The organism is Polaribacter vadi (genome assembly GCF_001761365.1).
Taxonomy (GTDB): domain Bacteria; phylum Bacteroidota; class Bacteroidia; order Flavobacteriales; family Flavobacteriaceae; genus Polaribacter; species Polaribacter vadi.
The window spans coordinates 1691219-1709390 of the sequence record NZ_CP017477.1 but is presented as its reverse complement, the minus strand read 5'-3'; the positions used below and the strand labels follow the sequence as shown (position 1 = coordinate 1709390).

18 protein-coding genes and 1 pseudogene are annotated in these 18172 nt (G+C 29.1%); 12 read left to right on the top strand and 7 right to left on the bottom strand.

What is annotated here, in order from left to right; translation table 11 throughout:
* Positions 1–26 precede the first annotated feature (26 nt).
* Genes surE through LPB03_RS07630 form a run of 5 tightly spaced genes read left to right on the top strand, consistent with a single transcriptional unit; the run spans position 27 to position 4724 of the window.
* Positions 27–797 carry a 5'/3'-nucleotidase SurE gene (gene surE / locus LPB03_RS07650; RefSeq protein ID WP_065317744.1) on the top strand — a complete coding sequence of 257 codons (771 nt, stop codon included), beginning with the start codon at positions 27–29 and terminating at the stop codon, positions 795–797.
* Complete coding sequence (locus LPB03_RS07645; RefSeq protein ID WP_065317743.1) at positions 785–1072, top strand: hypothetical protein; 288 nt, start codon at positions 785–787, stop codon at positions 1070–1072. The genes surE and LPB03_RS07645 overlap by 13 nt, the downstream gene beginning before the upstream one ends.
* Positions 1072–2184: a lipid-A-disaccharide synthase gene (gene lpxB, locus LPB03_RS07640; protein WP_065317742.1), complete on the top strand. Its 1113-nt coding sequence runs from the start codon at positions 1072–1074 to the stop codon at positions 2182–2184. Before LPB03_RS07645 ends, lpxB begins: the two co-directional genes overlap by 1 nt.
* A gap of 5 nt (positions 2185–2189) precedes the next feature.
* Positions 2190–2666 (top strand): C40 family peptidase, encoded by a 477-nt coding sequence (locus LPB03_RS07635; RefSeq protein ID WP_065317741.1) that lies wholly within the window; start codon positions 2190–2192, stop codon positions 2664–2666.
* A 39-nt stretch (positions 2667–2705) separates the two neighbouring features.
* On the top strand, positions 2706–4724 hold the full coding sequence (locus LPB03_RS07630; RefSeq protein WP_065317740.1) for a ComEC/Rec2 family competence protein: 2019 nt from the start codon (positions 2706–2708) through the stop codon (positions 4722–4724).
* A 4-nt stretch (positions 4725–4728) separates the two neighbouring features.
* Here LPB03_RS07630 and LPB03_RS07625 read toward each other — a convergent pair whose 3' ends face one another.
* From LPB03_RS07625 to LPB03_RS07615, 3 genes are all read right to left on the bottom strand, one after another.
* Positions 4729–5247, bottom strand: a complete 519-nt coding sequence (locus tag LPB03_RS07625) for a thioredoxin family protein (RefSeq protein WP_065317739.1) — start codon at positions 5245–5247, stop codon at positions 4729–4731.
* A 124-nt stretch (positions 5248–5371) separates the two neighbouring features.
* The gene (locus tag LPB03_RS07620) at positions 5372–6796 is read right to left on the bottom strand and encodes a peptide MFS transporter (protein ID WP_065317738.1); all 1425 of its coding nucleotides are present in this window, start codon (positions 6794–6796) and stop codon (positions 5372–5374) included.
* 9 nt (positions 6797–6805) lie between these two features.
* A complete protein-coding gene (locus LPB03_RS07615) occupies positions 6806–9007 on the bottom strand; it encodes a S9 family peptidase (protein ID WP_065317737.1) in 2202 nt (733 codons plus the stop codon).
* 406 nt (positions 9008–9413) lie between these two features.
* Between LPB03_RS07615 and LPB03_RS07610 the strand changes: the two are divergent.
* From LPB03_RS07610 to LPB03_RS07595, 5 genes and pseudogenes are all read left to right on the top strand, one after another.
* A pseudogene (locus LPB03_RS07610) lies at positions 9414–10682 on the top strand (hydroxymethylglutaryl-CoA reductase, degradative); the annotation flags it as partial.
* 93 nt (positions 10683–10775) lie between these two features.
* The gene (locus tag LPB03_RS16840; protein WP_317038993.1) at positions 10776–11147 is read left to right on the top strand and encodes a DUF1569 domain-containing protein; all 372 of its coding nucleotides are present in this window, start codon (positions 10776–10778) and stop codon (positions 11145–11147) included.
* Positions 11147–12073, top strand: coding sequence for a GYDIA family GHMP kinase (locus tag LPB03_RS07605; protein WP_065317735.1), 927 nt, complete (start codon positions 11147–11149; stop codon positions 12071–12073). Before LPB03_RS16840 ends, LPB03_RS07605 begins: the two co-directional genes overlap by 1 nt.
* A 54-nt stretch (positions 12074–12127) precedes the next feature.
* Positions 12128–13339 carry a BaiN/RdsA family NAD(P)/FAD-dependent oxidoreductase gene (locus LPB03_RS07600; RefSeq protein ID WP_065317734.1) on the top strand — a complete coding sequence of 404 codons (1212 nt, stop codon included), beginning with the start codon at positions 12128–12130 and terminating at the stop codon, positions 13337–13339.
* Between the two features lie 144 nt (positions 13340–13483).
* Entirely contained in the window at positions 13484–14038 is a 555-nt protein-coding gene (locus LPB03_RS07595; RefSeq protein ID WP_065317733.1) for a thioredoxin family protein, read from the top strand.
* Positions 14039–14060: 22 nt separating this feature from the next.
* Here LPB03_RS07595 and LPB03_RS16980 read toward each other — a convergent pair whose 3' ends face one another.
* The 4 genes from LPB03_RS16980 to LPB03_RS07575 all read right to left on the bottom strand — a co-directional run bounded on the left by LPB03_RS16980 (position 14061) and on the right by LPB03_RS07575 (position 16206).
* Positions 14061–14927: a YkgJ family cysteine cluster protein gene (locus tag LPB03_RS16980; RefSeq protein WP_065317732.1), complete on the bottom strand. Its 867-nt coding sequence runs from the start codon at positions 14925–14927 to the stop codon at positions 14061–14063.
* Between the two features lie 11 nt (positions 14928–14938).
* Positions 14939–15175, bottom strand: a complete 237-nt coding sequence (locus tag LPB03_RS07585) for a hypothetical protein (protein WP_065317731.1) — start codon at positions 15173–15175, stop codon at positions 14939–14941.
* 5 nt (positions 15176–15180) lie between these two features.
* Positions 15181–15789: a thiamine diphosphokinase gene (locus LPB03_RS07580; protein WP_065317730.1), complete on the bottom strand. Its 609-nt coding sequence runs from the start codon at positions 15787–15789 to the stop codon at positions 15181–15183.
* A gap of 78 nt (positions 15790–15867) precedes the next feature.
* A complete protein-coding gene (locus LPB03_RS07575) occupies positions 15868–16206 on the bottom strand; it encodes a MotA/TolQ/ExbB proton channel family protein (protein ID WP_065317729.1) in 339 nt (112 codons plus the stop codon).
* Positions 16207–16411: 205 nt separating this feature from the next.
* On the opposite strand from LPB03_RS07575, the gene LPB03_RS07570 reads away from it, so the two are divergent.
* Together LPB03_RS07570 and LPB03_RS07565 are read left to right on the top strand one after the other, a co-directional pair.
* Positions 16412–17461 carry a sensor histidine kinase gene (locus tag LPB03_RS07570; protein WP_065317728.1) on the top strand — a complete coding sequence of 350 codons (1050 nt, stop codon included), beginning with the start codon at positions 16412–16414 and terminating at the stop codon, positions 17459–17461.
* A complete protein-coding gene (locus LPB03_RS07565; RefSeq protein WP_065317727.1) occupies positions 17458–18144 on the top strand; it encodes a LytR/AlgR family response regulator transcription factor in 687 nt (228 codons plus the stop codon). The genes LPB03_RS07570 and LPB03_RS07565 overlap by 4 nt, the downstream gene beginning before the upstream one ends.
* The last annotated feature ends 28 nt before the right edge of the window (positions 18145–18172 follow it).

Below are 18172 nucleotides of genomic sequence, written 5' to 3'. Positions count from 1 at the left end.
AAATATTGAACCTTAAACATAAATTCATGCAAGAAAGACCTTTAATTCTAGTGACTAATGATGATGGAATTACAGCTCCAGGAATTAGAGCACTTATAAGTATAATGAACAAAATTGGAGAAGTAGTTGTGGTTGCTCCTGATAGTCCACAAAGTGGAATGGGCCATGCAATTACTGTTGATAATGTTTTGACTTGCAATCCTATAACAATTGATGATGGACCACAATTAGAATATACTTGTTCTGGAACTCCTGCAGATTGTGTAAAAATGGCAATTAGCGAAATTTTAAATAAAAAGCCAGATTTGTGCGTTTCAGGTATTAATCATGGTTCAAACTCCTCTATAAATGTTATTTATTCAGGCACAATGAGTGCAGCAATTGAAGCTGGTATTGAAGGCATTCCTGCAATTGGTTTTTCGTTATTAGATTTTAAATGGCATGCAGATTTTAAACAATGTGAAGATTTCGTAAAAAAAATAACGCTAAATGCACTTTTAAATGGGTTGCCAGAAGGAATTGTTTTGAACGTAAATATTCCTAATTTAAAGAAAGAAGAAATAAAAGGAACTAAAATTTGCAGACAAGCAATGGGAGTTTGGAAAGAGATTTTCGACAAACGAAAAAGCCCTTTTGGTAAAGAATATTATTGGCTTTCTGGCGAATTTGTAAATAGAGATAAAGGACAAGATACAGATGTTTACGCTTTAGAAAATGGCTTTATATCTATTGTTCCTGTTCAGTTCGATTTAACAGCACATCACATGATTCAAAAATTAAACTCTTGGGAACTGTAAAAAAAGACATTTTAATTGGCATTTTAGTCTCGTTATTTGCAACAGCTGGAGGTTGTTTTTTATACATTGAATATTTCTCTAAATTCAGTTTTAGTGAAACATTACAAATGATTCAGGATGGCAATTTGTATGGCAAAATTTTATCGATTGCTGCAATTCCTAATTTATTTGTATTCTTTGTGTTTATTAAAAAGAAACAAGATAATAGAGCAAAAGGAGTTTTAATAACAACCATTGTAATAGCTTTAATTACATTGGTTTTAAAATTTATTTGATGAAATATTATATAATTGCAGGCGAAGCTTCAGGAGATTTGCATGGTTCAAATTTAATGAAAGCTTTATATAAAGAAGATCCAGATGCAGACATTCGTTTTTGGGGTGGAGATTTAATGGAGAAGGTTGGTGGTACTTTAGTTTTTCATTATAAAGATAGGGCTTTTATGGGCTTTTTCGAAGTTGTAAAAAACCTTCCTAAAGCTTTAACACTTATAAAACTTTGTAAAAAAGATATTGCCGAATTTAACCCAGATGTTCTTATTTTTATTGATAATTCTGGATTTAATTTAAGAATTGCGAAATGGGCGAAATTGCAAGGTTTTAAAACGAACTATTATATTTCTCCACAAGTTTGGGCAAGTAGAGCAAGCAGAGTTAAAGATATTAAAAGAGATGTTGATACCCTTTTTGTGATTTTACCTTTTGAGGAAGAATTTTACAAAAAATACAATTACAAAGTTGAGTTTGTTGGCCATCCTTTAATTGATGCAATTGCAAATAGAGAACAAGTTAGTGTTAAAGATTTTAGAAAAAAACACGATTTAGGTGATCAACCAATAATAGCTTTATTACCTGGAAGCAGACAGCAAGAAATAACAAAAATGCTTGCTGTTATGTTAGATATGGTAGATGTTTTTCCTGATTATAAATTTGTAATTGCTGGAGCTCCAAGTCAAGATTTTTCTTTTTATGATACGATAATTGGTAATAGAAAAGTTAGTTTTATCAACAATAAAACCTACGATTTATTATCAATTTCTACTGCAGCTATAGTTGGTTCTGGAACTGCAACTTTAGAAACAGCTTTGTTTAAAGTACCACAAGTTGTTTGTTATAAAGGAAGCTCAATATCGTACCAAATTGCTAAAAGAATTGTTACTTTAAAGTACATTTCTTTGGTGAATTTAATTATGGATAAAGAAGTGGTTACAGAATTAATTCAAGACGATTTTACAAGAATAAACCTTAAAAAAGAACTTGCTAAAATTTTAGAGACTTCTCATCGTGAAAAATTATTTTTAGAATATTTTGAACTTGAAAAAAAGCTAGGTGGAGTTGGAGCATCCGCAAAAACAGCAAAGTTAATAGTGGAAGGATTAAAGAAGTAAATTTCATGAAAAATAGTTTATTCCTTTTGGTTTTTTCGTTTGTATTATTTAGTTGTGGAGCAAAGAAAAATGGCGTTTCAAATTCAAGAAAACCAATTTCAAAAGCCGATAAAATTGTAGCAAACGCTTTAAATTATGAAGGTGTAAAATATAAATATGGAGGAACAACCAAAAGAGGAATGGATTGTTCTGGAGTAATTTATGTTGCTTTTGGCGAAGAAAATTTTCAATTACCAAGAGTTTCTCGTGAAATGGCTAAAGAAGGTAAAAAAATCGCTTTAAAAAAAGTAGCTAAAGGCGATTTGTTATTTTTTAAAACTAGAAAAAGTTATAAAAACATCAATCATGTTGGTTTGGTGGTTTCAAATAAAAATGGACAAATTCGTTTTATACATTCCACAACTTCAAAGGGTGTGATTGTCTCTTTATTGTCTCAAAAATACTGGGCAAAAGCATTTGTAAAAGCGACTAGAGTTTTGTAAAACGCTTATATTTATTTTTTTCATTACCTTTAACTAGCTATGAAAAAGGTACTTAATTATTTACCCTTACATTTTATTCTGCTTTTAATTGTCGGAATTCTAACACAATTCTATTTTAATTTATGGGATTTTGGTTTCATAAAACTATTAGTAACACTTATATCAATTACAATATTACTTTTTGTAATTCCTCAGAAAATTATCAGAACTTTTTTAGCATTTTGCCTTTTCTTTTTTATGGAGATTTCAGCTGTGTTTTTTAATAACGATACAAATTATAAAAACTATTATCAACATGCTATAAAACCACAATCCTCTGTAATTTTAAAGGTTCAAAAGGTACTAAAACCTAGTGCATATCATTTTAAATATGAAGCAATAGTTTTGCAAGTTGATACACTGAAAACTAAAGGAAAAATGCTACTAAATATTTCAAAAGACAGCATTCTAAATCCTTTAAGGGTTGATGAATTATTGTATGCAAAACCAGCATTTGTAATGATAAATGCTCCTTTAAATCCACATCAATTTAATTATAAATTCTATCTAGCTAAACAAGGCATTCATCAACAAGTATTTTTAGAAAAAGAGGAGTTTAAAAGTTTAGGGTTAGATCAGTTTTCTTTGATTGGTGTTGCTGCAAAAATTAGAGATAAAGTTCAAAAAGCACTTCAAAAATATAACTTTAAAGTTGATGAATTAGCAGTATTAAACGCATTGTTATTAGGACAAAGACAAGAAATTTCCAAAGATTTAATTGAGGATTATTCAAAGGCAGGAGCCATCCATATTTTGGCAGTTTCTGGTTTGCATGTTGGTATCCTATTATTAATTTTATCAAGTTTGCTAAAACCTTTAGAAAGATTAAAAAACGGACGCGTTTTAAAAACAATACTCATTGTATTATTGTTGTGGATGTTCGCTTTTGTAGCAGGTTTATCAGCAAGTGTTGTAAGAGCAGTTGCTATGTTTACTTTTTTGGCGATTGGTTTGTCTTTTAAACGAAAAAATGTCATTTTATTTTCTTTGATAACATCGATGTTTTTCTTGTTACTTTTTAAACCAATGTTTTTGTTTGATGTTGGTTTTCAATTAAGTTATTTAGCAGTTTTTGGAATTGTTTGGATTCAACCAAAATTGTATAAAGTTTACAAACCAAGATTTAAATTAGATGATAAAATCTGGCAATTATTCACAGTTTCAGTTGCTGCTCAATTAGGCGTTTTACCTTTGAGTTTGTATTATTTTCATCAGTTTCCGGGTTTATTTTTGTTATCAAACTTATTGATAATTCCTTTTTTAGGAGCCATTTTAATTGGCGGAATTGTTATTATAATTTTAGCGCTCACAGATTTTCTTCCTCAATTTTTAGCGGAAATCTATGGGTATATCATCTCTTTAATGAACAATTTTGTAAGTTGGATTTCTAAACAGGAACAATTTTTGTTCACCAATATTTCACTTTCCTTTTTAATGATGTTTGTAAGCTATTTAGCAATTATTTTTGGAGTTCATTTTATGATAAAAAAATCTGCTAAAAAATTGATTTACTTTTTAGCTTCTCTATTAATTATTCAAAGTGTTTTCTTGTTGGAAAATTATCAAAAGAAACATAAAAACGAATTTATTGTTTTCCATAAAAGTAGAAATTCTATCATAGCAAATAGAGTAGGAGTAAAGGTATTCGTAAATCACGATTTAGATTCTTTAGGGATAGAAAGTACAAATGCGATGGTTTCTTACCAAGTTGGCGAAAATGTGAAATCAACATACAGCCAAGAAATTCCAAACATTTTAGAATTTAAAAATCAATCAATTTTAATAGTGGATAGTTTAGGGATCTATAATGTAAAAAATCTGAAAAATCCGATTGTTATTTTACAATATTCTCCAAAAATAAACTTAGAAAGATTGATAAAAACCTTGCAGCCAAACCAAATTATTGCAGATGGTAATAATTACAAAAGCTACATTAATACATGGGAAAAAACCTGTAGAGAACAAAAAACTCCATTTCATCAAACAGGACAAAATGGAGCTTATATTTTAAGGGAATAAAACCTTATATGTTACTTTTAAAATCTTTCTCAAAATCGGCCCATTCTTTATCTTTATAAGCGTTTGTTTTAAAGTAAGCTAAAATAATTTCAAATTTCTCTTTTGATAAATATCCAGGAATTTTTTGCAGCATTTGTTCTTTTTCTGTCATAAAAATTGTGGTTGGGTAAGACAATTGTCCCTCCATCAATGCAGCAGATAATTCATGATATTCTGTTCTGCCTTCTTTTCTATATTTAAAAGTATTGCCTTTATAAATAATGTCTTTTTTGCCTTCTCCATCCATTTTTATGGCATAAAAATTTTCGTTTATATAATTGATAATTACTTTATTCGAGTAGGTTTCTTTATCCATTTTTTTACAATAGCCACACCAATCTGTATAAATATCAATTAGCATAGGTTTTGGATTTTCTTTATTCAGTTCAATTGCTTTTTCAAAAGAAAGCCAATTAATTTTATCCTGTGCTTTAGTGCCAAAACTGAAAGCTATAAGTGTAAATAATAAAAGTATTTTTTTCATATTTTGTAAATTACAAATGATATGCCAAAGTTAATAAATATCGGTTGATTTTAAAATTCATTCATTTTTGGACATAAAAAAACCTCATAAATTGTAATTTATGAGGTTTTGTGATTTTTATATTTTAGTTTTCTGCTAATTCAAAACCTTCAGTTAATTCATCATCTTTATCTTTTTTATCTTCAGCTCCATGAGTAAGTCTTTTTAATGGTTTTAAAATGGCAATTATTAACAGTCCAAATATTGTACAAGTAACTCCAATTCCTGTAAATACTTCAAAATCTCCAGCATTTTCAGAAAGGCCACCTACAAAACCTGCTACTTTATTTCCTAAACCAGTAGCTGCAAAATAAGCTCCCATCATAAATGAAGCGTATTTTAAAGGCGCTAATTTAGTAATAAAAGATAATGCAACTGGAGAAGCACATAACTCTCCAATTGTATGGAATAAGTATGCTAAAACTAACCAAATCATTGCAGATTTTTCAGCAACTTCATCACCACTCATTACAACTTCAGAAGCAGCTTTACTCATAAAGAAAAAACCAAAAGCCATGATAATTACACCAATTGCCATTTTAAAGATAGAAGAAGATTCTTTTCCTTTGTTTTTCCATTTATGCCAAAAACTACCAACAGCTGTTCCTAAAACAATAATAAAAAATGCGTTGATAGATTGAAAAACAGCTGCTGGAATTTCATTACCAATTAAAGGTAAAGAAAAAGATAACATTCTGTCAGTTTTTTGTTCTGTGTATAAGCTCATTAAGCCTCCTGCTTGCTCAAAAGCACCCCAAAAAACAATGATTATTAAGAAAGACAAAAACATAACTAACATTCTGTCTTTTTCAACTTTTGTCAAAGGTTTTTTTAGTAAATCTTTATTTGGTGAATCTTTACTACCAATAAAATCTCCAACACCTTGTAAATATTTTAAACCAAACATGTAAACAACTTGTCCTAAAGCCATTCCAATACCTGCTAAACCAAAACCATAATGCCAACCCCATTTTGCAGCAACTGCTCCAACAAGTAAAGCTCCTAAAAAAGCACCTAAATTGATACCAATATAAAAAACGTAGAAACCTTTATCTCTTCTATCATCACCAGTTTTGTATAAACCACCAACCATTGTAGAAATATTTGGCTTTAAAAATCCAACACCAATTACAATAAAGATAAGGCCTGTAAAAAATGCCCATTGTTGGTCTACAGCTAAAATACCATGACCAATACATAACAAAATTCCACCTAACATTACCGCTTTTTTCTGTCCCAGAAATTTATCAGCAATCCAACCTCCAGGAATGGATGTTAAATAAACAAACATGGTATATGTTCCATAAAAAGAAAGAGTTTCTGCATTAGACCAACCAAAACCAGATTGAGGATCTCCAAAAATTACTGGAGCTGCAATGTATAAAGTTAAAATTGCACGCATTCCATAATATGAAAATCGCTCCCACATTTCAACAAAAAAGAGCACATATAATCCTACAGGATGTCCCATTAACTCTTTTTCATGTGGTTTTTTTACTAAAGTATTCATAAGTATCTTTTATTTAGTTGTTGTATTAATTAAATGCTCTTCTACAAAATTAGTCATTTTTGTATATAAATTTAAACGCATATTTTTTCCTCTTGAAATTGAGTGTGTTCTGTCTGGAACTATAAATTGGTCGAATTGTTTGTTGGCGTCAATCAATGCATTTGTCATTCTAAAACTATTTTGAACATGCACATTATCATCTCCAGTTCCATGTACTAATAAATAATTTCCTTCTAATTTATCAGCATAATTTATAGGCGAATTATCATCATAACCACTTGCATTTTCTTGCGGAGTTTGCATGTAACGTTCTGTATACACAGAATCGTAAAAACGCCAAGAAGTTACAGGAGCAACAGCAATTGCTGTAGAAAATATGTCATTTCCTTTTAAAAGACAATTTGTGCTCATAAAACCTCCATAAGACCAACCCCAAATCCCGATATTATTTTTATCAATATAAGAACGTTCTGCTAATTTTTTAGCGGCAGCAATTTGGTCTTCAACTTCAAATTTACCTAATTCTTTTTGAGTTACTTTCTTAAAAGCAGCTCCTTTTAATCCTGTTCCTCGTCCATCAACACAAACAACAATCATACCTTTTTGTGCTAACATATTGTGCCAATAATCGTTGGCTGCATTCCATTTATTACCAACTTGTTGAGAACCTGGCCCAGAATATTGAAACATAAACATCGGATATTGCTTATTTTCATCAAAATCCAAAGGTTTAATCATCCACATATTTAAATCATTACCATTTATATTGATAGTAGAAAATTCTTTAGGACTCATCTTATAAGCAGTTAAATCCTCTTTTAGCTCAGCATTATCTTTAATCACCTTTAACATTTCGCCTTCAGCAGTATATAGAGAATAAATTGGTGGAATTTCTGAAGTTGAATATGTATTAATAAAGAAATTTAAATTCGTGCTAAAAGCAGCATTATTTTGTCCGTCTTTATTGCTTAGCAATTTTTTATTTTCGCCATCTAAATCAATAGAATACACGCCTCTATTGATAGAGCCATTTTCTACAGATTGATAATAAATAGTTTTTTTAGTGTCGTTAAAACCATAATAATTGGTTACTTCCCAATTTCCTTTTGTAATTTGGTTGATTAAATTTCCATTAAAATCATAATGATAAATGTGATTAAAACCGTCTTTTTCGCTAGTCCAAATAAAGCTATTATCAACTAAAAAAGTAAGATTATCTGTAATATCTATGTAAGCCTTATCAGTTTCGTTCAATAAGATAGTTGATGAGGTTCTTAACGCATTTACTTTATGAAGTTTTAATTCATTCTGATGACGATTTAATGTAGTTGCAACTAAAATAGCATCATTATTAGACCATTTTATTCTTGGAATATATTCATAATCTCCTAAAGCTATTTTTTTGGTAATTCTATTTGATAATGTAAACATTTGTAGAGTTACGTTTGCATTTTTCTCACCAGCTTTTGGATATTTAAAAACCAATTGATCTGGGTAATTTTCAGACCCAACCAAATCCATAGAAAAAGTAGGAACATCAGTTTCATCGAAACGTAAAAAAGCTAAATATTGGCTGTTATTACTCCATTCAAAAGCTCTTACAAATGCAAATTCCTCTTCGTAAACCCAATCTGTAATTCCGTTTATAATATGGTTCTTTTTTCCGTCTTTAGTAACTTGAATAAGTGCATTTTTACTAAAATCCTTTATAAAAATATTGTTGTCTTTTGCATAGGCAACTTTTTCGTTATCAGGAGAAAAAATAGGTTCCTGAATATCTTTACCAATTAAAGTTAAGTTCTTAGAAGCAACATCATAGGCATAAAAAGTTCCACTATAAGAATGTCTAAAAATCTTTTTGAAATCAGTTCCTAAAATGATTTTTGTTTCATCATTATTAAAACTATATGAAGAAAAAGAAGTAAGATCGTTTAAATCTGCACTGCTTACTATGGTTTCAACTTTCTCTAAAGTTGCATAGCTATATTTATCAACAGTAGTTATTCCGTCTTTATCATTGTTTAATAGCGAATAAAAATCGCCATTCATAGAGTTTAAAGCATTCATTCTTTCTGGAGAAAATGTGCCATCCCAAATTTCTTCGAGAGTAATTTCTTTTTTGTCAGATGTTGCTTTTGTAGAGGTGTTTGAGGTGCTTTTTGTACAGCCTATCATAAGTAAGATAGTTCCTAAAATGATTGTGTTTTTCATTTGAGACTTTAGTTTAATAAAAGTTGTTCAAGTTTACGAAATTATTGTGAAAAAAAGAGTCAATTTTATGGAAGTTTTAAAGATTGTGCATTTTAACAGCAGATTATATATTTATTCACGAATATTATATAAAATAATCATGATATTACAAATTATAATAGTAAGATTTGTTGATTTTATTATACCTATAAGCACAATTAAAGGAGTTTTTTTACTCGTTTTTATGGCTTTTTTACTTGTCGATTTTGCTAATTATCTAAAAAACATAAGGATATTTTAAAGGAAGCTACATATTTAGAATTTTCACTTTTTCTGTTCCATTTATCATGGATATGATAACATATAATAAAGACGATTTTTATTTAGATATACTATATATTTGTATTCATAGAAAAAAATAAGATAGATGTCTAAAATTATTTCTGGTTTTTCAAAATTTTCGAAGGATGAAAAAGTTGATTGGTTACTTAAAAACTATTTCACAAACTCATCTGAAGCTCTAAAAGTGATACAGCAATATTGGAATGATGATGAAAAATTACAACAACTTCATGACGATTTTATAGAAAATACCATTACTAATTTTTATATGCCTTTTGGTGTGGCTCCTAATTTTGTGATCAATAATAGAGAGTACACAATTCCTATGGTTTTAGAAGAAAGTTCTGTAGTTGCAGCAGCTTCTTTAGTGGGTAAATTTTGGAGTACTAGAGGTGGTTTTAAAACGACAGTAATTGGCACCACAAAAATTGGACAAATTCATTTTATGTTTGCTGGCAAAAAAGAAGATTTGAAGTCTTATTTTGCTGAAAATAAAACCGAATTATTTGCTGCAACAGCTTCCATTACTCAAAATATGGAAAAACGTGGAGGAGGTATTTTAGATATTAAATTAGTAGATAAAACTGATAAATTAGCGAACTATTACCAGTTGCACATTACTTTTGAAACGAAAGATTCAATGGGTGCAAACTTTATAAATTCTTGTTTAGAAGCCATTGCCAAAAAGTTTGAAAAAGACGATATAGAAATTGTAATGAGTATTTTATCGAACTACGTTCCTGAATGTTTGGTAAGAGCAGAAGTGAGTTGTAAAATTGAAGAATTGGGTGGAGAAAATCCGCAGAAATTTGCAGAGAAATTTTATCAAGCTGTAAAAATTGCTGAAATTGAACCTTACAGAGCAGTGACACATAATAAAGGAATTATGAACGGAATTGATGCAGTTGTGTTAGCAACTGGCAACGATTTTAGAGCCATTGAAGCTGGTGCTCATGCCTATGCTTCAAGAAGTGGAACGTATACAAGTTTATCTCATTGTACTATTCATAATGGAGTTTTTAAATTTTGGATCGAAATTCCTTTAGCTTTAGGAACTGTTGGAGGTTTAACGGCTTTACATCCAATGGCTAAATTTTCTTTAGAATTATTGCAAAAACCCTCAGCAAGAGTGTTAATGCAAATTATTGCAGCAGCAGGTTTAGCACAAAATTTTGCAGCTTTAAGAGCTTTAACGACCAAAGGGATTCAACATGGACACATGAAAATGCACTTGCAAAATATTTTAAATCAGTTTGATGCCACTGTTGAAGAAAAAGAAGAAATAACTGCTTATTTTGATAAAAGAACAGTTTCACATTCTGCAGTTGTAGAGAAATTAAAAAGTTTAAGAAAACCTAAGGTTAAGTGGGTTGATTTTTTAGATTTTGATACGATTAAATATAAATTATCTACTTTAAGTGAAGATTCAAAACCAGTTTTTGGACAAATGAATGCACAACAAATGATTGAACATTTAAGTGCAGTAACTCAAATTGCTAATGGAAATTGGAATATAAATGTGTTTGTTTCTGATGAAAAAACGGCAAGAAGAAAACCATTTTTACAAACGGAAAATGAACTGCAAACTGGGTTTAGAGCTTCTTTTATTGCTGATGAACCAATTAAATTAAAATTTAGTTCTATTGAAATAGCCATTGATGATTTGTTATATCAATTACAGTCTTTTTTATTAGTTTTTAAACGAGATAAAAACAGAACAGTGGTGCATCCGTTTTTTGGAGAATTAAATTTCGAAGAATGGAAAAAGTTTCAAGTAAAACATTTTACACATCATTTTAAACAATTCGATTTGTTGTAATGAATTATTATTCAAACGGAAAATTATTATTAACAGGAGAATATCTTGTTTTAGATGGCGCAAAATCATTGGCAATTCCAACAAAATTTGGGCAAGATTTAAGTGTAGAGAAAATTAAAGAACCTCAAATTATTTGGGGAAGTTTCACAAATACTGGCGAATGTTGGTTTGAAGCTGTTTTTGATCTCAAAAAATTACGTTTGGTAAATTGCTCTTTTAATGCTGATAAAGAAGGAAGCTCAGAAATTATTGCAGAAACTTTATTAGAAATTTTAAAAGAAGCTAAAAGATTAAATCCCGATTTTTTAAATACAGAAAATGGTTTTGTTGTAAAAACAACGTTAACATTTCCTAGAGATTGGGGATTAGGGAGTTCATCAACTTTAATAAACTCGATTGCAAGTTGGGCAAAAGTAGATGCTTTTCAATTATTATGGAATTCCTTTAAAGGAAGTGGCTATGATATTGCTTGTGCTCAAAATGATTCGCCAATTTTTTATCAAATAGAAAATACAAAGCCAATTATAGAACAAGTAAAGTTCGATCCAACTTTTAAAGAAAACTTGTTTTTTGTGCATTTAAATCAGAAGCAAGATTCAAAAGAAGGTATTGCAAAATTCAGAGAAAGTGGAAACGATTTTAGAAAAGAAATCAAAAGAATTTCAGAAATTTCTGATGATTTTTTAAAAGCAACATCCATAGAAAAATTTAATAAATTAATTGTTGAGCATGAACAAATTATCAGCAATATTATTAAACTGAAACCAGTAAAAGAGAAATTATTTTCAGATTTTTTTGGAGAAATAAAGAGTTTGGGAGCTTGGGGAGGAGATTTTGTTTTAGCTACAGGAAATAAAGAAACGCCAAACTATTTTAAAAATAAAGGATTTAAAACAGTCATTTCTTATTCAGAGATGATTTTATAATTATTAAAAAGACCTCACAAGTTCTTAAAACCTGTCAGGTCTGAAAAACAAAATATGACTAAAATAATAATTATTGGTGGTGGAGCTGCAGGATATTTTACAGCCATAAACGCAAAAGAAAACAATCCAGATTTAGAGATTACAATTCTAGAAAAAGGAACAGATGTTTTGCAGAAAGTGAAAATTTCTGGAGGTGGAAGATGCAATGTTACTCATGCTTGTTTTGAGCCAAAAGAATTGGTGAAATTTTATCCAAGAGGAGAAAAAGAATTATTAGGTCCTTTTCATAAATTTATGACTGGCGATACTTTTGAATGGTTTGATGATAGAGGAGTTCCGTTAAAAATAGAAAGTGATAATCGTGTTTTTCCAGAGGCAAATACTAGTCAAGCAATTATAGATTGTTTTCAGAAATCTGTGGACGATTTAGGAATTAAAGTGATGACTAATTGTGGTGTAAATGAGGTTCATCAAAAAGATGACAAATGGATTATCACTACTAAAAAAGAAGTTTTCGAAGTTGATAAAGTTGTAATTGCTGCAGGAAGTTCTAAGAAAGTCTGGGAATTGTGTAAAACTTTAGATCATTCTGTCATAGAACCTGTTCCGTCTTTATTTACGTTTAATATTAACGACAAACGTTTGGTAGATTTGCTAGGAACTTCTGTGCCAAATGCCACTGTAAATATTGTTGGTACAAATTTAGAAGCCTCAGGACCTTTGTTAATTACACATTGGGGAATGAGTGGGCCAGCTGTTTTAAAATTGTCTGCTTTTGGTGCAAGAATTTTGGCTGATAAAAATTATCAATATAATGTGGAGGTTAATTGGCTTTCTAGACCCACTGACAAAGTATTGAATGTTTTATTGAACTTAAAAAAGAAGGAACCACGTAAAACAGTTATTTTAAAATCGCCATTTACAGAAATTTCTAAAAGATTATGGGAACGTTTTGTCTTGTTTTCTGGGATTTCTAATAATCAAAATTGGGCAGATTTAAATAGTTTGCAATTAGAAAAATTAGCAAACGAACTGACCCAAGGAATTTACAATGCCAATGGAAGAACTACGTTTAAAGACGAATTTGTTACTGCTGGTGGAATTGATTTAAAGGAAATCAACTTTAAAAATTTTGAAAGTAAAAAACACAAAAACTTATTTTTTGTAGGTGAAGTTTTAAATATTGATGCAGTTACAGGAGGTTTTAACTTTCAAAATGCTTGGACAGGTGGTTATATTTGTGCCCAAGCTTTGGCAGAAGAGTAGTTTTTTAATTAAATAACATACAGTTTTGTCATTTCGACTTTAGGAGAAATCACATAAAGTTGCTCAATTTTATGGTCTTGCATTATGGGATTTCTCAATCGCTGAAAAAGCTCATTTCGAAATGACAATAAAAATAAAAAAATTATGGCAAGAGCAGAATCTAACGAATTTAAAAACGGAACAAAAGCTCCAGATTTTACTTTATTAAATACTGTTGATGATAAAAACTATTCGTTACATCAATTAAAAGGTGAAAAAGGAACGGTTATTATGTTCATTTGTAATCATTGTCCTTTTGTAATTCACGTAAATGCTGAATTGGTTAAAATGGCAAATGAGTATCAACAAAAAGGAATTAATTTTATTGCAATAAGTGCGAATGATGTTGAAAATTATCCACAAGATGCACCTCAATTCATGAAGCAATTGGCAAAAGATGAAAAGTATCCTTTTCCTTATTTGTATGATGAAACTCAAGAAGTAGCTAAAAGTTACGATGCTGCTTGTACTCCAGATTTTTATGCTTTTGATGAAAATTTAAAAGCCATTTATCATGGACAGTTAGATGATTCTAGACCTGGAAATGGAAAACCAGTAACAGGAATTGATTTTAGAAATGCGCTAGAAAATTTATTAGAAAATAAACCATTTTTAGAAAATCAGAAACCTAGTGTTGGTTGTGGAATTAAGTGGAAATAATTATTACTATTTTCTATATTTCTTATTCTTTGCCACCAAAACTTTTCGCAGTTTCAATCCAATGATCAGCAATTCCTTTGGTGTCTGCACCTAAACTTTTTGCTAAATGTAGGGCAATTGCAATCATTAAAACAGATGCTTTGTGCAATTCTTCAAAGGTTTGTAGACTTCCAAATTGTTGTTGAGCTTTTTCTAAAAGTAAATCGTTATGTTTTTTTGCAAATACTACTGGGTTTTCAATTTCATCCGTAATTTCTGGAATCATTAAAGCATCTAACCAATCTTTGCCGATTTTTTGTGCAACTATTTCAGGAGTTTCATTTCCTAGTTTTCGCCAAGCTTTTAAAGTTTCTGTATCTCCAGATTCAGATAAACCAGAATCTAAAAATAACTCAAAACCGATATCAGCAATATTTTGCATCACAATTAAATATTCATCTTGCGCTTTTTCGAACAGATCTGCTTTTTGTCCTTTTAAATAATTACCAACAGACATTTTTGGCAATTCCAAAACTTCAGCACAATCTGTTAAACAAGGAAAAGTTGTTCCTTCAAAAATATACTGAGCTTTATCAAATTGAATTTGACGACCTAAAGGATATAATCTACAAGCTAAAGGACGACCTTCGTGAACACTACAACCAAAATCAGGAATATATTGGCTACAAGATTTTTGCCCTTTTTTATCTTCTTTTCCATCAAAACGTAATTGAATTCCACCAAATTCCGAATACAAATCTCTAAATTCTCTAGATGAAATTTTTTTGGCTTTGCTAAAACAAACTATTTCCCAAGGATTTAACATTACTGCTTTTCCAAAACAGCAAGTTCCAGATCTTGAACAGGTTAAAGGTAGAATACTTTTAGAAGTCAGTTTTGTAGTTTGCATTGTATTCGATTTTATTCAGCAATTTCGCCTCTTTGAGGTTTCAAAGCATCTCTGTAAATTTTCATGTCTTTTTCATCAACAGTAATAAATGCAGAAACGAACATTGGGTTATTTTCTTTGATGTCAATTTCGTGAAAAGTCAAGTTTTCAATAGTTGCAAATTCTTTTAAATGAATCGTGTGATGTTTTGCTGTTTCTTTGGCATCAGGACCTCTAAAATCCCACAATAATTTTATTTTTCTACTCATATTTTTTATGTATGGTTGATGAATATAAACAATTCTCCATTTTCAAAAGTAACCTTAACTGTATCTTGAACGCCTTTATTTCTGGTTCCAATTCGTTCTCCAAAAACTAAATCTTCTTTATTTAATTGATATTCTAAACCTTCTGTTCTAATATTTGTGGCTTTTGGAAAGGGAATTAAAGAAACAATTTTGTCTTTACAACCAGAAATTTTCGTGCTTTTATCAGCTAAAAAATAACGACTATGATTATCAATAAACGTAAGTTTAAGTTTTTCTTTAAACTGAATTGCAGTGTGTAAATTCCCTAAAAAATGATCTTGTTCTTTTCCACTTGCGCCAAAAACATCAATGTGTGTAAAGTCTTTATCAAACAAAATTTGTAATATTTTATCAAAGTCTGTAAAATTTTGATTGGGTGTTTTTATCACTTCAATTTCTTTTGGAATTCCTTGTAAAGAATCGAAATCGCCAGCAATAAAATTAGGTGAAATGTTGTGTTTTTTTAAATATTGATAAGCGCCATCAGTTGCACAAATCATATCATAATTAGATATATCTGGAACCTCATTTGGAGTTTCGCCATTTAACAATAAAAAAACTTTTTTGATTTTCATTTTTGCAAAAATACAAACAAAAAAGCATCAGTTCTAATTTTAGAAATGATGCTTTTTAATGAAAAGAATAAATTGATTTTACTTTTTCATCGAAGTTAAAATAATGGTAAACAATTTTCCTATTAAAAAAATCACCATTCCAAAAGTAGGTGAAAGTAGGCCAACTTTAAATCCACCTGCTAAAACTTGAGGTGCAATGTCACCTCCTATTTCAGCTATATCATCTAGAGCTCCTAACATACCAATTACAAAACCTAATACTCCAAACACGAAGGAAAATAACGCTAAAGAATTAATAAGTTTATGAGTTTTTTCTGTGTTATTTTTTAATCCTTTTGCAAATAAAATAATAATAACAATCAATAAAGCTAATAAAGGAACCATAAAAATTGGTCCACCATCCATAATAAAATTCATAATATGTGTTTTTAAGATTATGTTGCTAAAGTATTTGATACATAGTTTCTAAAATTATATTAGCGACCAATTACTAATTTGGTTTGGGTTTTAACAAATATCGTATTTTTATAGGATTCTTTATAAAAACTGCAGAAACACTTGTTAATTTGGTATTTCGTCTATTTTTACATGAAAGAAATTTAAAAATTAGTTAATTTACAAGATGCATAAAAATGTATTTAAAATTTTAGAGAAAGTAATTTTACATCTTCTTTTTTGGTTTGTTGTTTGGTTCTTTTTCTATATTTTTTTTAGTGTTGGTTCTAAAAACGAAAACTTTATATTTTGGTTTTCTACATTATTAAGTTTCATTTCAATAGTTTCTTCTTACGCATTTATATATCATTTAATTCCAAATTTTTTAATTGTCAAAAAACAAAAACTTTTTGCATTATACACTTTTTATGCCTGTGTTTTTATTGTTTGTGCTGTATTAATGACTGTAGTTTTTGGTTTTGTCTTTTTTTATAATTTAGAATATCAAAAAATGCCAGGATTAACCAAGAATTCAGGTGTAATTTTAGTGTGCGTTTTGTTAATTATTGTTTTAGCAAGTTCATTCAAAATTCTAAAACATAATTTTAAATCGTTAGAAGAAAAAAAGACTTTAGAAAACAAGTTTTTACAAACACAATTGCAACTAAAAGAACAAGAGTTGAAGTTTTTAAAAATGCAAATTCATCCTCATTTTTTGTTTAATACATTAAATACTTTGTATGGTTTTGCCTTGAGAAAATCTGAACAAGCACCAGAAATGATTTTAAAATTATCTAGCTTGTTAGATTATATTTTATATCAAGTAGATAAACCTTTGGTGCATTTACAGGATGAAATTACTCATATAGAAGATTATATTTCTCTAGAAAAATCGCGCTTTCAAGAGAGTTTACAAATCAATTTTCATAAAAATATTACTGTTGATACTTTTGAAATTTCACCTATGTTATTATTACCATTTGTAGAAAATGCTTTTAAACACGGAACACAAATTGATGGAGTTGTAAAAGTGAATATCAATTTAAAATTAGATGAAAATGAATTGAATTTTACGATTGAAAATTCATCAATAAAAAAAGAAAATTCTAAAAATGGAATTGGTTTAGAAAACATACAAAAACGATTAGAAATGTTGTATCAAAAACAGTATTTTCTAGAAATTTTACATGAAGATAAAATGTTTAAAGTCAATTTGAAAATCCCTGTAAAAAAATGATGAATAAATTAAAATGTGTTATTGTTGATGATGAACCAATGGCTAGAGAAATTATAGCATCTTACATTGATAAATCTCCAAATTTAGAATTGTTAGAAAGCTGTAAAAACGCTTCTGAAGCAATTGTATTTATGCAAGATCATAAGGCTGATTTGTTTTTTTTAGACATTAATATGCCAGAAATTAACGGTTTAAGTTTGGCAAAAATCATCAACAGTAAAGGACAAATAATTTTTACAACAGCTTATAGAGATTATGCAGTAGATGGTTTTAATTTAAATGTGGTTGATTATTTATTAAAACCAATTTCTTTTGATCGTTTTTTGGAGGCAGTTCAAAAAGTTTCAACACCAGAAATCATAAAAAATGATAATGATTTTATGTTTGTAAGAGCAGATAGAAAAATGGTAAAAATTGATTTTAATAGTATTTTATATATTGAAAGTTTAAGTGATTACGTTAAAATTTTTACTACAGAAAAAACAACTGTTATTCGAGAAACCATCAGTAGTTTACAAGAAAAATTACCGGCTAAAAAGTTTATCAGAATTCATAGATCGTTTATAATATCGTTTAAAAAAATAGATTCTTACACAAACGAATTTATAGAAATTAATCAAAAAGCATTACCAATTAGTAGAAGTTATAAAGAATCCGTTTTGCAAAAATTAGCAGAAGTATAGTTTTAACTTTATCTTTGTTTTTAAATAT

Bases quoted from the DNA above. Each gene is read 5' to 3' on its own strand.
- surE (WP_065317744.1), top strand. From the start codon at position 27: ATGCAAGAAAGACCTTTAATTCTAGTGACTAATGATGATGGAATTACA.
- lpxB (WP_065317742.1), top strand. From the start codon at position 1,072: ATGAAATATTATATAATTGCAGGCGAAGCTTCAGGAGATTTGCATGGT.
- LPB03_RS07635 (WP_065317741.1), top strand. From the start codon at position 2,190: ATGAAAAATAGTTTATTCCTTTTGGTTTTTTCGTTTGTATTATTTAGT.
- LPB03_RS07630 (WP_065317740.1), top strand. From the start codon at position 2,706: ATGAAAAAGGTACTTAATTATTTACCCTTACATTTTATTCTGCTTTTA.
- LPB03_RS07625 (WP_065317739.1), bottom strand. From the start codon at position 5,247: ATGAAAAAAATACTTTTATTATTTACACTTATAGCTTTCAGTTTTGGC.
- LPB03_RS07620 (WP_065317738.1), bottom strand. From the start codon at position 6,796: ATGAATACTTTAGTAAAAAAACCACATGAAAAAGAGTTAATGGGACAT.
- LPB03_RS07615 (WP_065317737.1), bottom strand. From the start codon at position 9,007: ATGAAAAACACAATCATTTTAGGAACTATCTTACTTATGATAGGCTGT.
- LPB03_RS16840 (WP_317038993.1), top strand. From the start codon at position 10,776: ATGAATGCACAACAAATGATTGAACATTTAAGTGCAGTAACTCAAATT.
- LPB03_RS07605 (WP_065317735.1), top strand. From the start codon at position 11,147: ATGAATTATTATTCAAACGGAAAATTATTATTAACAGGAGAATATCTT.
- LPB03_RS07600 (WP_065317734.1), top strand. From the start codon at position 12,128: ATGACTAAAATAATAATTATTGGTGGTGGAGCTGCAGGATATTTTACA.
- LPB03_RS07595 (WP_065317733.1), top strand. From the start codon at position 13,484: ATGGCAAGAGCAGAATCTAACGAATTTAAAAACGGAACAAAAGCTCCA.
- LPB03_RS16980 (WP_065317732.1), bottom strand. From the start codon at position 14,927: ATGCAAACTACAAAACTGACTTCTAAAAGTATTCTACCTTTAACCTGT.
- LPB03_RS07585 (WP_065317731.1), bottom strand. From the start codon at position 15,175: ATGAGTAGAAAAATAAAATTATTGTGGGATTTTAGAGGTCCTGATGCC.
- LPB03_RS07580 (WP_065317730.1), bottom strand. From the start codon at position 15,789: ATGAAAATCAAAAAAGTTTTTTTATTGTTAAATGGCGAAACTCCAAAT.
- LPB03_RS07575 (WP_065317729.1), bottom strand. From the start codon at position 16,206: ATGAATTTTATTATGGATGGTGGACCAATTTTTATGGTTCCTTTATTA.
- LPB03_RS07570 (WP_065317728.1), top strand. From the start codon at position 16,412: ATGCATAAAAATGTATTTAAAATTTTAGAGAAAGTAATTTTACATCTT.
- LPB03_RS07565 (WP_065317727.1), top strand. From the start codon at position 17,458: ATGATGAATAAATTAAAATGTGTTATTGTTGATGATGAACCAATGGCT.